Here is a 13,864-nt window from a genome sequence, read left to right as displayed (position 1 = left end):
TAGCATCCCGTTTTTAGTTATGCCCCAAATAAATGAAACAATAATAACCAGAGCGGGGCATGCGCCCTGGCCCGGCGAGGCATAAATGGCATCTGACAACTATTTCTACTGGCGGAATGAAATGGAGGCCGAGTTGCGCTATCTGACTGAACCCTCGCAGGTGATGGAGGTGGTAGAGCAGCAAACGGTAAAGCTGGGGTTCGATTTCTACTCTTTGTATATCCGTCATCCCGTGCCTTTTACCCGACCAAAGATGTTTATTAAAAGCAATTATCCTAAAAAGTGGTTAAAAACCTATCATAAAGAGCGGTTTGAGAGGATAGACCCGGTGATTGTTTATTGTCAGACGCCGGGCAAACAGCTGCTGTAGAATGATGAAATTGCCCGGGAAGGGAGTAGAGTGTTTGATGCTGCGAAGGAGTACGGTATCTGCTCAGGATTTTCATGCTCAAGCATGGCGAAAAACCGGGCCATCGGCATACTTTCTATGGCGTCGGGTAAATCTTTTGAAAAGATAGCGTTGAAGCAGGAAACTCAGCTGAAAATGCAGCATCTGGTGGTGCTGATGCTGGAAGCCTTGCAGCGCGTAAAGGACATCTCTATGACCGTGGTAGATATGGAACTCAGCCCGCGTGAGCTGGAAATCCTGCAGTGGACGGCTGAAGGAAAAACCTCTGCTGAAACCGCGCTGATCCTCTCTATTTCTGAAAATACGGTCAATTTCCACCAAAAGAATATGCAAAAACGATTTAATGCCCCAAACAGAACGCAGCTTGCCGCTTATGCCGCCGCAATAGGACTGCTCTGAGCAAGGCGCAACTACTAAATTTAGTAGTTTCGTATTGGTAACCGGTTGTCTACCCTGCGCCCAGGGTGGACAACCCCGATCGGGCCGTGAGGAGCGGCGTTCACGAGGGAATGCGACAGGGGTTCAATGATGAAGATAATCCAGACCAAGCTTAAGGATATGCCATCCTCTCTACTGGCAGAATTGGGGAGCTATCGCTACAGCGTTTTCGCGCGTGGCGAGGGCTGGTCTATTCCTTCCAGACTCAGCACCCCCGGCCAGGAGTATGATCGGTTTGATCGCTCCGACGTCAACTGGCTGATCGCGTGGACCGCTCAGCACGGCATTTGCGGTTGCGCACGGCTGATGCAGTGGCAGGATCCTGAACCCGGCCCCGAGCAGCAGCCACGGAAGCAAGGTGATAATCCTTCTCACCCGATCTGGGAAATGTCGCGCTTTTCCGCCAAGCTTGATATCGATCCTGAACTGCCGTTAACGATTCTCTGGCACAGCGTCCAGCTGGCCGAACAGTCGGGCATCGACTATCTGTACAGCGCGGCCACGCCCATGCTTGAGCAGATGTTTGAACATAATCAGGTGCTTTACGAGCCGCTATCTGCCGGGGTTATCCAGTCTGAAGATAACCTGTTCGCCGTCAGGATCCCGGTCAGTCAGCCCCATCTGGCGGATAAGTTCCGCGGCGCAAGGCGCTTCAGCCCTGAAGAGGTTCTCCCCACGCTGGGCGTATCCGTAAGCTGGAACAGCCGGGGCCGCTAGCCGTGCCATTTCGCCCAGAGCGCGATCAGCAGCCAGGCGGCGAGGCACCAGCAGGCCACGCCGCTGGCCAGCGCCCAGGAAAGACGCATCACGCCGACAAAATACCAGAGTGAGAGCAGATAAATAAAGTAGGGGATAATTGCCCACATACCAAAAATAATGGTGGTCCGGAGCGCGTCAATGCCGCGCTCGCTGGCGACAATATAGTGGGCAATGAGGGCGAAGGTCGGGAAAAGAGGCAGCAAGCCTGCAATGTAATAATTGCGGGTTTTCGAAAGAATCCCTATCAGGACCACGACCAGCGCGCCCAGCACTGCTTTGAATAATAAGCCCATTGTTCCCTTATGCCTGAGAAAAACAGTTACCTTGTTCCAGGACAGGCGGAAAATCAATGGGCGCTGAAGAATAAAACGGGCTTACTGACGATACGCCTGTTTAATCTGGCTGATGGTTCCGCTGAAGACTTCGGCTTGACGTTCATCGGTCAACTGGGCAATGTACTTTTCCATATTGATGATTACTTTACCTGCGTCAGCCTGACCCATACCTTTCAGCATAAACGTCACCAGCGCCTTCATACAGGCCATCTCTTCGGCCAGAGTTTTTGTCTCTTCACTGGTTGAAAAATCAGTATCGCTCATGATGACTCCTGTTAACTTGTTCAACGTCGCTTATCCGCGTACGGCCACAAAAATAGCTAAACTAATGACAAGTATATCATACAAGCTTCACCAAAAAGCGACTCATACGACGCTGAAAATAATAGATTCCAGCGGAAACTGTCCATTTTTTCTGTTCATTCGCCGTGGGAAAAGAGGTAAGATCCCAGCCCAGGAATATATCCTGAATGACCCTGGTAATACCCATTTGGAGAGACCTGTTTGATAAGCGTTCTTCTTGTTGATGACCATGAACTTGTCCGCGCAGGGATTCGCCGCATTCTGGAAGATATAAAAGGTTTTCAGGTGGTGGGGGAGGCAAGCTGCGGTGAAGATGCGGTTAAGTGGTGCCGTTCAAACAGCGTGGATGTCGTGCTGATGGATATGAATATGCCAGGCATCGGCGGTCTGGAAGCGACGCGGAAAATTGTACGCTACACGCCTGATATCAAAATTATCATGCTGACCATTCACACCGAAAATCCGCTGCCCGCCAGGGTTATGCAGGCGGGAGCCGCAGGTTATCTCAGTAAAGGAGCCGCCCCGCAGGAAGTGGTTAATGCGATCCGATCGGTTAACGCCGGTCAACGTTATATCGCCTCCGATATTGCCCAACAGATGGCGCTCAGCCAGATTGAACCGCAGAAAACGGCCTCCCCGTTTGAGAGTTTGTCGGAACGGGAATTACAGATTATGCTGATGATTACACGGGGTCAGAAAGTGTCTGAAATTTCCGAACAGCTGAACCTCAGCCCGAAAACTGTGAACAGCTATCGTTACCGCATGTTTAGCAAACTCAATATCAGCGGCGACGTGGAGCTGACGCATCTGGCCATCCGGCATGGCTTGTTTAATCCGGAGTCAATAATCAGCAGTGAATGATGTTTTCGATGCCAAATCCTTTCTGAAGTCCGTCACCAGCCAGCCAGGCGTCTATCGCATGTACGATGCTGGCGGTACGGTAATCTACGTCGGTAAAGCTAAGGATCTAAAAAAACGCCTGTCGAGCTACTTTCGCGGCAATCTCGCCAGCCGTAAAACGGAAGCGCTGGTAGAGAGTATCCGACAGATCGACGTGACGGTAACCCATACCGAAACCGAAGCGCTGCTGCTCGAACATAACTACATTAAGCTCTATCAGCCGCGTTATAACGTGCTGCTGCGCGATGATAAATCTTATCCTTATATTTTTCTTAGCGGCGACGAGCATCCGCGTCTGGCGAGCCACCGCGGGGCTAAACAGGCCAAAGGCGAATACTTCGGCCCCTTTCCTAATGGTTACGCGGTACGGGAAACGCTTTCGCTGCTGCAAAAAATCTTCCCGGTACGTCAGTGTGAAAACAGCGTCTACCGCAACCGCTCCCGACCCTGCCTGCAGTATCAGATTGGACGCTGCCTGGGGCCCTGCGTGGCGGGACTGGTGTCGGAAGAGGAGTATGCCCAGCAGGTTGCCTGGGTCCGGCTGTTTCTCTCCGGTAAGGACGATCAGGTACTCAATCAGCTCGTCGCCCGGATGGAAGCGGCCAGCCGCGAGCTGAAGTTTGAAGAAGCGGGGCGGTTACGCGATCAGATCCAGGCCGTGCGCCGCGTGACGGAACGGCAGTTTGTCTCTAATAACGGCGACGATATTGATGTCATTGGCGTGGCCTTTGACGCCGGGATGGCCTGTCTGCACGTCCTGTTTATCCGTCAGGGAAAAGTCCTGGGTAGCCGCAGCTATTTTCCGAAAGTGCCGGGTGGCACTGAACTGGCCGAAGTCGTGCAGACATTTGTCGGGCAGTTTTATCTGCAGGGAAGCCAGGCCCGTACGCTTCCTTCGGACATTCTGCTGGATTTCACCCTGCCTGAAAAAGATCTGCTGGCCGATTCGCTGACCGCGCTGGCCGGACGAAAGGTGACGATCCAGAATAAGCCCAGGGGCGACCGCGCCCGTTATCTTAAGCTGGCGCGCACCAACGCCAGTACGGCTCTGGTCAGCCGCCTGTCACAGCAGTCCACGATCCATCAGCGTCTTCGGGCGCTGGCAGAGCTGCTCAAGCTGCCGGAAATCCGCCGCATGGAGTGTTTCGATATCAGCCACACAATGGGCGAACAGACGGTCGCGTCCTGTGTAGTGTTTGACAGCAACGGTCCACTTCGCTCGGAATACCGGCGTTACAATATTACCGGGATTACCCCCGGCGATGACTATGCCGCCATGAATCAGGTGCTGCGCCGGCGTTACGGCAAGGCGCTGGAAGAGAGTAAGATACCGGATCTGATCCTGATTGACGGTGGTAAAGGGCAGCTGGGCCAGGCGAAAAAAGTTTTTGCCGAACTGGATGTCTCCTGGGATAAGTTCCGTCCGATTCTGCTGGGGATAGCGAAGGGCACCGATCGTAAAGCGGGTCTGGAAACGCTGTTTTTCGAACCGGAAGGGGAGGGCTTTTCGCTGCCGCCGGATTCCCCTGCGCTGCATGTTATCCAGCATATCCGTGATGACTCTCACAATCATGCCATTACCGGACACCGCAATAAGCGGGCAAAGGTAAAAAATACCAGCGCGCTGGAGAGCATAGAGGGCATAGGACCGAAACGGCGCCAGCAGTTGCTCAAGTATATGGGAGGCCTTCAGCCCTTAATGAACGCTTCTGTGGATGAGATTGCGAAGGTGCCCGGCATTTCCCATGCGCTGGCAGAAAAAATCTTTTCTGCGCTGAAACACTAAGCATTGCAACACTTGGGGCAATGTAGGAACATAGGGACAAATTCCACTCAGGCCAGACAGTTAGCGTATCTATGCATTTTAATATTCCGACGTTGCTTACCCTGTTTCGTGTCTTTCTGATCCCGTTCTTTGTACTGGCGTTTTATCTGCCATTTCACTGGGCGCCTCTGGCCTGTGCACTGATTTTTATCGTCGCTGCGGTCACTGACTGGTTTGATGGCTATCTGGCACGGCGCTGGAAGCAGACCACCCGCTTCGGCGCCTTTCTCGATCCGGTGGCCGATAAGGTGATGGTCGCGATGGCGCTGGTTCTGGTCGCGGAATATTTTCACTCCTGGTGGATAACCTTACCGGCGGCGACCATGATAGCCCGTGAAATTATCATCTCTGCGCTGCGGGAATGGATGGCCGAAATTGGCAAGCGGAGCAGCGTTGCCGTCTCCTGGATCGGCAAAGTGAAAACGACGGCGCAGATGCTGGCGCTTTTTGCACTGCTGTGGCGGTATGACAGTACGGTTATCGCGATTGGCGTAGTGGCGTTGTACGTGGCGGCGGTGCTGACTTTCTGGTCGATGTACCAGTATCTCAGCGCGTCACGGGACGATCTGTTCGAACGGTGATCGATGCGATTCAAAAAGCAGCAAACGAGCAGATGATGAGGATAATTTTATTGACTCATTGCTTCAGGTCAGTAGAATGCAACGCATCGAAAGGCAGCGAGTCTGCCAGAAGATAAAGTAAATCAGCAGGTTCTGCTGAAGGCGGGAATAGCTCAGTTGGTAGAGCACGACCTTGCCAAGGTCGGGGTCGCGAGTTCGAGTCTCGTTTCCCGCTCCAGATTTTGGTTATCAGGCACGCCTGGTAACGAAGCAGTATTAAGGCGCGTTGGCAGAGTGGCCATGCAGCGGATTGCAAATCCGTGAACCTCGGTTCGACTCCGGGACGCGCCTCCACTTTACACCCTGCCCGGGTGGTGAAATCGGTAGACACAAGGGATTTAAAATCCCTCGGCTTATGGCTGTGCGGGTTCAAGTCCCGCCCCGGGCACCATATTTATCTACCGATTAAAACGAATAAAAAAAAGCACATTGTGCAATGTCGTCGAACCGCCCAAGGGCGGTTTTTTTGTGTCTGGCAGTTTACCACCATCCTTTCACCATTCATTTTCCGCCAACAGCTAAAGCCATTTTTCAATTTCGGCTCTATTCGTCTCTGTTTTGCTCATCCAGCCTGTTTTCTCTTTGTGCCGGGCTTCCTTCACGCGACTTTATTATGGCTAACCAGAGCTGAGAAGCGATAAACAGGCGCATCTGTTAACTGCAGAAAACATGACGGGAAATAGCCGTTGAAAAAGTGGTAAATACTGCCATCATCAACACGATTTTTACACTGACTGAACCATTTCCATAGTTCCTCTCCACTCTAATCTCATCTGGTCCGTCAGCGGACAGGCAAAAAACAGTGGCCGGGTAGCGACAGAAGCAGAATAACGGCTGCATTCTGAGTAATATTTCATGTCACGTCTGCTTCCCATCGTCTATTATCCCTGTTTATAATCCATCGCATTAATTAGTAAACTACTTGATTATAAGGTTCCTACTGTTAAGGGCCATGGAGATCTATTTGAATCGCCTGCTTAGCGTCACCCCCGATGGCGGGTGCCGGACGAAAGAACGCCAGGGACGAACAAGCGGTTTCAGTCTGCAACCGAACGCCGTCATGATGACGGCACAGGGAGAGAAGTTGTATTTACGTCCGGGAACCGAAGCGCACATTTCGCCTGAAAAACTGATTGCCGATCGCCGCCACAACAGGATGGCGCCGACTCAACGTCTCCTTGCCTGGGCTTAAGAGCGTGCGTACATCCCGTCCCGACCCTTTCGCCCCGCGTGAATGGGCGCCCGGTGAAAAGCCGATGCTTCCCGGCTCGCCCTCCACGCCGCAGCATCCCGGCCATAAGCGTATCGCCTTTGGCATCATTGGCCTGCTGATATCCATCACGGGCGCGCTGAGTAATGCGCTGGTAACGGCCAACATTACCAATCTGCAGGGCGTCTTTGGGGCCTACAGTAACGAAATCGCCTGGCTGCCAGCGGTTTACGTGATGGGCAATATCTCCATCAACCTGCTGCTGGTAAAATTCCGCCAGCAGTATGGCCTGCGTGCGTTTACTGAAGCTTTCCTGGTACTTTACGTCCTGGTCTCTTTTTTCCATTTGCTGGTCAACGATCTCAGCTCGGCAATCATAGTGCGGGCCGCTCACGGCATGGTGGGGGCAGCCCTCAGCTCACTGGGGATCTATTATCAGGTGCAGGCATGGCCGGCAAAGCACCGGCTGAAGGCGCTCACCATTGGGCTTGGCGCCTCTCAGCTGGCGATACCGCTGGCGCGTCTCTTCTCGACCGGGCTGCTTCAGCTTGATGAGTGGCGCGGTCTCTATCTCTTTGAGCTTGGGCTGGCCATGATCTGCCTTGGCGGTGTACTGGTGCTCAAACTGCCGCCCGGCGATCGTATGAAGGTTTTTGAAAAGAAGGACTTTATCACTTTCCTCCTGATGGCGCCGGGTATGGCGCTGTTCTGCGCGGTGCTCTCGCTTGGGCGTGTCGAATGGTGGGTCAGCACGCCGTGGCTGGGCGTCGCGCTGGCGCTGGGGCTGGTGCTGGTCATCGCGGCGGTCGTGCTGGAGCATAACCGCAGTAACCCGCTGATTAACACCCGCTGGCTGGGGACGGGAGCGATATTCCGTTTTGGCATTGTCATGATCATGCTGCGCGTCACCCTGGCAGAACAGAACACCGGCGCGATAGGTTATCTCCAGCAGGTGGGACTGCTCAACGATCAGATGCAGTCACTGGCACTGGCTATTCTCGCGGGCGTGGCTTCAGGTATCATCGTCAGCGCCCTGACGATCAATGTTAAGCATCTCAGCTGGCCAATCGTGGTCTCGCTGCTGCTGATCATGGTGGCCTCGCTGATGGATTCTCAGTCCAGCCCGCTGACCCGTGCAAACAACATGTACTTCAGCCAGTTTTTACTTGGCTTCAGCAGCACCTTTTTTATTGCGCCCGCCATGTTGCTCAATATCGGCAGCGTCGTTTCTCAGCCCAAAAATCTGGTCAGCCTGGTGGTACTTTTTGGGATGAGCCAGAATCTGGGAGGGCTGGCCGGATCGGCGCTATTGGGCACATTCCAGACCCTGCGTGAAAAATTTCATGCCAGCGTGATCGGCGACCAGCTCTCTCTGCTCGACCCAAACGTTACCGAGCGGCTGGCGCAGTACAGCAACCTGTTCAGCAGCCTTCTGGCAGGTGACGCCACGCTCCGCGGCGCTCAGGGCACCGCACAGCTTCAGGCCGCTGCCACGCTACAGGCAAACGTGCTGGCCTGGAATGATACCTATCTGCTGACGGCCGGCATGGCCTTTGTCACGCTTATCTGGGTGCTGTGGCGCCTGTCACGCCTGCGCTACCTTAACTGGCAGCAGGCGAAGCGTGATGCGGAGGCAGAACAGCGAGCGATGCAACATACCACCACGACGATCGGCACGGGGAAATAATGAGCCAGCAGGAACAGAGCCAACTTAACGAACGCGAGCGGAATAACAAGCTGCGAATTTTATCCATTGCTTTTGGTGCAGGACTCGCTGTCGTCGGCGTACTGGTTATCCTTTATGCGTGGCAGCTTCCTCCCTTTACCAGCCAGGTGCAGACGACCGAAAACGCCTATGTGCGTGGTCAGGTAACCTTTATCAGTCCACAGGTTAACGGTTACGTTACCGCCGTTAAGGTCCTTGACTACCAGCCGGTTAAAAAAGGCGAGGTAATGATGACCATTGATGACCGGATCTACCTGCAGCGGGTTCATCAGGCACAGGCGCAGGTGGCGATGAAAAAAGCGGCGCTGGCGAATAATGTGCAGCAACGCCGCAGCGCAGAGGCGGTGATAGAGCGCAATAAAGCGATCCTTGCCAATGCGAAAGCGCAGGCGATGAAGAGCGGCCTGGATCTTAAACGCGTCGAAAATCTTGTCTCGGACGGCTCGCTGTCGGTGCGCGAGCGCGATGCGGCCAGAGCCAGCCACAGCCAGACGATGGCTGACGTTCAGCAGGCCATCGCCACTCTCGACGTTTCCCGCCAGGATCTGCAAAGCGTTATTGTGAATACTGCCGCGCTCCAGGCGGATGTAGCCAGCGCCGAAGCCGCCCTTGAGCTGGCGCAAATCGACCTTGATAACACTAAAATCCATGCTCCCGCAGATGGGCAGCTTGGCCAGATCGCCGTACGGCAGGGGGCTTACGTCACGGCAGGCGCGCGACTGACTTCAATTGTGCCTGAGCAGCTGTGGATCATTGCCAATATGAAAGAGACCCAGATGGCACATATCCGGCCAGGACTGCCGGTTACCTTTAGCGTGGATGCGCTGAATGACGAGCGCTTTGAAGGCAAAGTGGAATATATCTCTCCGGCGGCCGGTTCAGAATTCAGCGCCATCTCGCCGGACAACGCAACGGGGAACTTTGTTAAAATTGCACAGCGTATTCCGGTGCGCATTAATATCACCAGCCAAAACACGTCGCGCCTGCGTCCCGGGATGTCCGTAGAGGTCAGTATCGATACTGCAGCCGCGTCTGAAGCGCAGGAGGAGAAGTGATGCGCTGGCCGGTAACACTGATGGCCGGAGCGCTGGCTGCCATCCTCAGCGGGTGTGCAACTGAAGTGGAAAAAGCGCCCCGCTCGCTGCCGATTCCTGACGCGTGGCGTCAGCAGGTGGGGCCATCTGCGCCGGTAGAAGCTGACTGGTGGCGGAGTTTTGGCGATGCCAACCTTAACCGGCTGGTCGATCAGGCACTGCGGAATAATCTGGACATACTGACGGCACGATCGCGAGTCGATCAGTACCGTGCCGAGCTGCGCGCCGCGACAGGGGATAATTTCCCGACGCTTGATGCCGGCGTTGCGGCCACCCGCGCCCGCTCGCTCTCAGCTGTCACCGGTCAGCCAAACGAAGGTGCTGTGTTTCAGGGCCTGCTCCAGGCTAATTATGACGTGGATCTCTGGGGAGCCAGGCGCAGCAGCATCGATGCGGCGGATGCGTCTCTGGCTGCCCAGCGGGCTGCGGCTTCCGCGGCGGAACTCACCGTGGCCAGTTCGGTGGCCTCAGGGTATATGACCCTGATTTCCCTTGACGAGCAGCTTCGCGTCACCCTGGCCACGCTCGCCTCGCGCGCTGACTCGCTGAAGCTGGCGCGCCGGCAATTTGAAACAGGCTATACCTCGAAGCTTGAGTGGCTACAGTCGGAATCAGAGTATCAGACCGCCAAAGCTCAGCTTCCGGTACTGCAACACCAAATCGCCCGTCAGGAAAATGCGCTCAGCATTCTGGTGGGAATGAACCCGCGCCAGATTGCGCGGCAGAGCCAGTTCGATCGCGTTGCGCCGCAGAAACTCCCTTCGGTTCTGCCTTCTGAATTGCTTCAGCGTCGTCCGGACATTGTCCAGGCCGAAAACCTGCTGCTGGCGTCAGACGCTTCTCTTGCCGCCTCGCGCGCGCGGCTGCTGCCCTCGATTAACCTCACCGCCAGCGGCACGCTGCAAAGTGGGGTCCTGCATCAGCTGGTGGACAATCCGTTTCGTCTCTGGAGCCTCGGCGGCAGCGTGCTGGCGCCTCTGCTTAACCGTGAAGCGCTGACGGCGCAGGTTGATATCGCGATGGCTTCCCGCAACCAGGCGCTGTATGGCTATGAGAAAGTTGTCCGCAATGCGTTTAGCGAAGTGAATGACGATCTGGATGCGATTAACCGCTATCAGCAGCAGCTGACAGAGCTGCAAAAACAGGAAGAGGTGGTCAGCGAAGCACTCCGTATAGCGCGTAACCGCTACCGTAACGGCTACGCTTCCTATCTGGATGAACTGGACGCGCAACGTCTGCTTTTCAATACGCAGCTGAACGTGGTTCAGGTTAAAAACAATCTTCTACTGGCGCAAATCGATCTTTACCGGGCGCTGGGGGGCGGCTGGCGGCCAGAATAAGGGCGCCTCTCACACTCTGTCGGCTGCCTTTGCGGCAATAACAATTCCCTGAGCGCTTCTGTCGCCTTCAGCCTCTCCGGGCAGCCCACCAGTATGGCTGCCTGAACCTTTCCGTTCCTCTCGGCTAATAACGCGATGAGAGACGGATTTGCGCGATAACCGGCAATCTGCTTAGCACTAAAGTTAATGCGCGTCAGTTCAGACAAAACAGACACTCTGCCTAATGAGCTGTTTTTTTTACTGTTATTTTTAATTACTAAGCTAATTCCTGCCATTCCCTATACCTGTTAACAAACGAATTTTTGCTGCTTTGCCGGACCCTGACAAGCGTGCGCGGTCTTAATTTATGCTTGCTATTTACAGTTCTATACTGATAATCACAATCAAAATAAAAAGCATTATCATTTGTAAAATAAATCAGGGAATTGTAATGGCGCACTCTTTAATGACGAATAGCGGCTTCCGGCTCAGATTGCTGGCGGTCATGATCGGGTCTGCAACGACGCTGCCTTTGCTGGCCTCAGCAGCGACCCCTTCTGCCGGTGAGACTCATACCGCCTCTACGGCAGGCAACCCCAGCACTACAAACCCAAAAGAAGAATCAACCCTTATCGTTGAAGCGGACGTTGATGATCAATTTAATTCCGGAGGTGACCAGCTGGTGCCAGCCTGGCTGGATGGTCAGGTTGCCAACGGCGGCCGGGTGGGCATGTTAGGTGAGCAGGATGCGCGTAACGTGCCATTCAACGTCATTGGCTACACCACGAAAATGATTCAGGATCAGCAGGCGATCACTCTGAAAGAAGTGATGGCAAACGATGCCTCCGTGCAGAACGTTCAGGGCTACGGCAACTTCGCTGAAACCTATCGCATCCGCGGCTTCGATCTGGACGGCGACGATATGACATTGGGTGGTCTGTCGGGCGTCTTACCGCGTCAGGTTGTCTCTACCCAGATGATTGAACGCGTTGAGGTGTTTAAGGGGGCAAACGCTCTGGTCAACGGCTCGGCTTCTTCCGGCGTAGGTGGCATGATCAACCTGGAGCCTAAGCATGCGGAAGATGCGCCGTTAACTCGTGTTGGCGTGGATTACACGTCCTCCTCTCAGATTGGTACCACGCTCGATGCCGGACGGCGCTTCGGTGATAATAACGAGTGGGGCGCCCGCGTTAACCTGCTGCACCGTGAGGGCGATTCCGCGGTGGACAATGAAAAGCGCCGCACGACGCTGGCCTCACTGGGCCTCGATTATCGTGGCGAAAAACTGCGTACCTCACTCGATTTCGGCTATCAGAAGCAAACCTTTCACGGTGGTCGTCTGGGCGTGAATATCAGCGGCGTTGACTTCATTCCTGAGGTGCCCCGTGCCACCAGCAACTACAGTCAGAACTGGGTCTACAGCGATCTGGAGAGCGAGTTCGGCATGGCGCGCGCGGAGTATGATTTAGCCGAAAACTGGACGGCCTACGGCGCCCTGGGCGGCCAGCATTCGCATGAAACAGGGGTTTACGCCACGCCAAAACTGACCGCTGAGGATGGTTCCGCTACCCTGGGGCATATGTATACGAATAAAATCGTCGATGCCTTTAGCGGCATGGGGGGCGTGCGCGGCAAGTTCGACATCGGCGTGGTCAGCCACAGCGTAAACCTGGGCTACGCGGCGCAGACTAAACGTGAAAAGACCGCCTATGGCATGGCGCTCGCGGACGGTGCCAAAGCGACCAATATCTATAATCCGGCAGCAATCACGCCGCCAGTAAATACCTTCTTTGGCGGCGATATTGACGATCCCCGTCCGACCAGCCGCATCCGGAGCCAGGGGATACTGCTGAGCGACACGCTGGGCTTTCTGGACGATAAAGTGCTGCTGACGGTTGGCGCGCGCCATCAGAAAGTGGTTGTACGCAACTATGCGTACGGTACGGTGGCTGAGGATACGAAAGCCCGCTTCACCGAATCCCGCTGGACGCCGGGCTATGGCCTGGTGATCAAGCCCTGGGAGTCCGTCTCGCTCTATGCCAACCATATTGAAGCGCTGCAGCCGGGTGAAACAGCCCCTAAAGATGCGGTAAACGTTGGTCAGGTATCCGGAATTGCGCTCTCTAAGCAGAATGAAATAGGGGTGAAATTTGATTCCGGTCGCGTCGGTGGAACGCTGGCACTATTTGATATCAAAAAGCCCATTGGCATGGTCGATCCACAAACCACGGTGTTCGGCATGTATGGCGAACAGCGTAACCGCGGCGTTGAGCTGAACGTCTTTGGCGAACCCGTCTACGGCGTCCGCCTGAACGGCAGCGCCACCTGGCTCGATCCGAAGATGAGTAAAACCCAGGATGGCAGCAACGATGGCAAAAACGCCGTTGGCGTGGCGAACTTTTATACCGTACTGAGCGCCGAATATGACATTAAACCGGTTGAGGGGCTGACGGCGCTGGCGCGGTTAACCCATTCCGGTTCACAGTATGCTGACGCCGGAAATACAAAAAAACTGGACAGTTATACCACCATGGATCTTGGCGTACGCTATCGCATGAGGGTAGAGCAGAACGATCTGACCTGGCGTCTGGCGGTGGAAAATATCACCAATGAGAAATACTGGTCTGGCGTGGAAAGTAACGGCACTTATATTTACCAGGGCGATCCCCGTAAGCTCAAACTCTCTTTATCCTATGATTTCTGATCCACGAGCGCTGGAGAAAAGAGGTTAATCTGAAGCGTCACTACCGAAAACGACATGGATGAAAGGCCGCTCTGCGTCACCCGATGCGGAGCGGCTTATCGCCTCTGTCCATCGCGTTATTAAAACAAAGGGACGCTGTTTTTTTGTTAAACAGGGCGACAACCGCTGCTTTTGCTGCGCGGGAAGAAAGGGTATTCTCCCGGCGCTTGTGGTAAAGTCCGT

General features: G+C 54.6%; 12 protein-coding genes, 3 tRNA genes and 1 pseudogene. 14 read left to right on the top strand and 2 right to left on the bottom strand.

Going from position 1 to position 13,864, the window contains the following annotated elements; translation table 11 throughout:
* Positions 1-85: 85 nt before the first annotated feature.
* From AAH446_RS04190 to AAH446_RS04180, 3 genes and pseudogenes are all read left to right on the top strand, one after another.
* Positions 86-556, top strand: a pseudogene (locus AAH446_RS04190) (autoinducer binding domain-containing protein); the annotation flags it as partial.
* A complete protein-coding gene (locus AAH446_RS04185; RefSeq protein WP_342905814.1) occupies positions 545-808 on the top strand; it encodes a LuxR C-terminal-related transcriptional regulator in 264 nt (87 codons plus the stop codon). The pseudogene AAH446_RS04190 and the gene AAH446_RS04185, both read left to right, overlap by 12 nt.
* Positions 809-937: 129 nt before the next feature.
* The gene (locus tag AAH446_RS04180) at positions 938-1,564 is read left to right on the top strand and encodes an autoinducer synthase (protein ID WP_342905813.1); all 627 of its coding nucleotides are present in this window, start codon (positions 938-940) and stop codon (positions 1,562-1,564) included.
* On the opposite strand, the gene AAH446_RS04175 is transcribed toward AAH446_RS04180, so the two are convergent.
* Together AAH446_RS04175 and AAH446_RS04170 are read right to left on the bottom strand one after the other, a co-directional pair.
* Entirely contained in the window at positions 1,561-1,899 is a 339-nt protein-coding gene (locus AAH446_RS04175; protein ID WP_342905442.1) for a GlpM family protein, read from the bottom strand. The genes AAH446_RS04180 and AAH446_RS04175 overlap by 4 nt on opposite strands.
* Before the next feature lie 81 nt (positions 1,900-1,980).
* A complete protein-coding gene (locus AAH446_RS04170; protein ID WP_342905441.1) occupies positions 1,981-2,205 on the bottom strand; it encodes a DUF2594 family protein in 225 nt (74 codons plus the stop codon).
* Positions 2,206-2,445: 240 nt separating this feature from the next.
* Between AAH446_RS04170 and uvrY the strand changes: the two genes are divergently transcribed.
* The 11 genes from uvrY (at position 2,446) to AAH446_RS04115 (ending at position 13,642) form a co-directional block, all read left to right on the top strand.
* A complete protein-coding gene (gene uvrY, locus AAH446_RS04165) occupies positions 2,446-3,105 on the top strand; it encodes a UvrY/SirA/GacA family response regulator transcription factor (RefSeq protein ID WP_342905440.1) in 660 nt (219 codons plus the stop codon).
* Positions 3,098-4,930: an excinuclease ABC subunit UvrC gene (gene uvrC, locus AAH446_RS04160; protein WP_342905439.1), complete on the top strand. Its 1,833-nt coding sequence runs from the start codon at positions 3,098-3,100 to the stop codon at positions 4,928-4,930. Before uvrY ends, uvrC begins: the two co-directional genes overlap by 8 nt.
* Positions 4,931-5,001: 71 nt before the next feature.
* Entirely contained in the window at positions 5,002-5,550 is a 549-nt protein-coding gene (gene pgsA / locus AAH446_RS04155) for a CDP-diacylglycerol--glycerol-3-phosphate 3-phosphatidyltransferase (protein ID WP_342905438.1), read from the top strand.
* A 141-nt stretch (positions 5,551-5,691) separates the two neighbouring features.
* Positions 5,692-5,767, top strand: a tRNA-Gly gene (locus AAH446_RS04150).
* A gap of 42 nt (positions 5,768-5,809) precedes the next feature.
* Positions 5,810-5,883 (top strand) — tRNA-Cys (locus tag AAH446_RS04145).
* An 11-nt stretch (positions 5,884-5,894) separates the two neighbouring features.
* Positions 5,895-5,980 (top strand) — tRNA-Leu (locus AAH446_RS04140).
* Between the two features lie 573 nt (positions 5,981-6,553).
* On the top strand, positions 6,554-6,781 hold the full coding sequence (locus tag AAH446_RS04135) for a hypothetical protein (protein WP_342905437.1): 228 nt from the start codon (positions 6,554-6,556) through the stop codon (positions 6,779-6,781).
* Between the two features lie 64 nt (positions 6,782-6,845).
* Positions 6,846-8,486, top strand: a complete 1,641-nt coding sequence (locus AAH446_RS04130) for an MFS transporter (protein ID WP_342905812.1) — start codon at positions 6,846-6,848, stop codon at positions 8,484-8,486.
* Entirely contained in the window at positions 8,486-9,580 is a 1,095-nt protein-coding gene (locus tag AAH446_RS04125; RefSeq protein WP_342905436.1) for an HlyD family secretion protein, read from the top strand. Before AAH446_RS04130 ends, AAH446_RS04125 begins: the two co-directional genes overlap by 1 nt.
* Positions 9,580-10,959, top strand: coding sequence for an efflux transporter outer membrane subunit (locus AAH446_RS04120; RefSeq protein WP_342905811.1), 1,380 nt, complete (start codon positions 9,580-9,582; stop codon positions 10,957-10,959). Before AAH446_RS04125 ends, AAH446_RS04120 begins: the two co-directional genes overlap by 1 nt.
* A gap of 430 nt (positions 10,960-11,389) precedes the next feature.
* Positions 11,390-13,642, top strand: coding sequence for a TonB-dependent receptor (locus tag AAH446_RS04115; RefSeq protein WP_342905435.1), 2,253 nt, complete (start codon positions 11,390-11,392; stop codon positions 13,640-13,642).
* The last annotated feature ends 222 nt before the right edge of the window (positions 13,643-13,864 follow it).

Origin of the sequence: Erwinia psychrophila, from assembly GCF_039023475.1 — a bacterium.
Lineage (GTDB): Bacteria > Pseudomonadota > Gammaproteobacteria > Enterobacterales > Enterobacteriaceae > Erwinia.
Note: the sequence above shows the minus strand (reverse complement) of the source record. Positions and strands in the feature narration are given on the sequence as shown.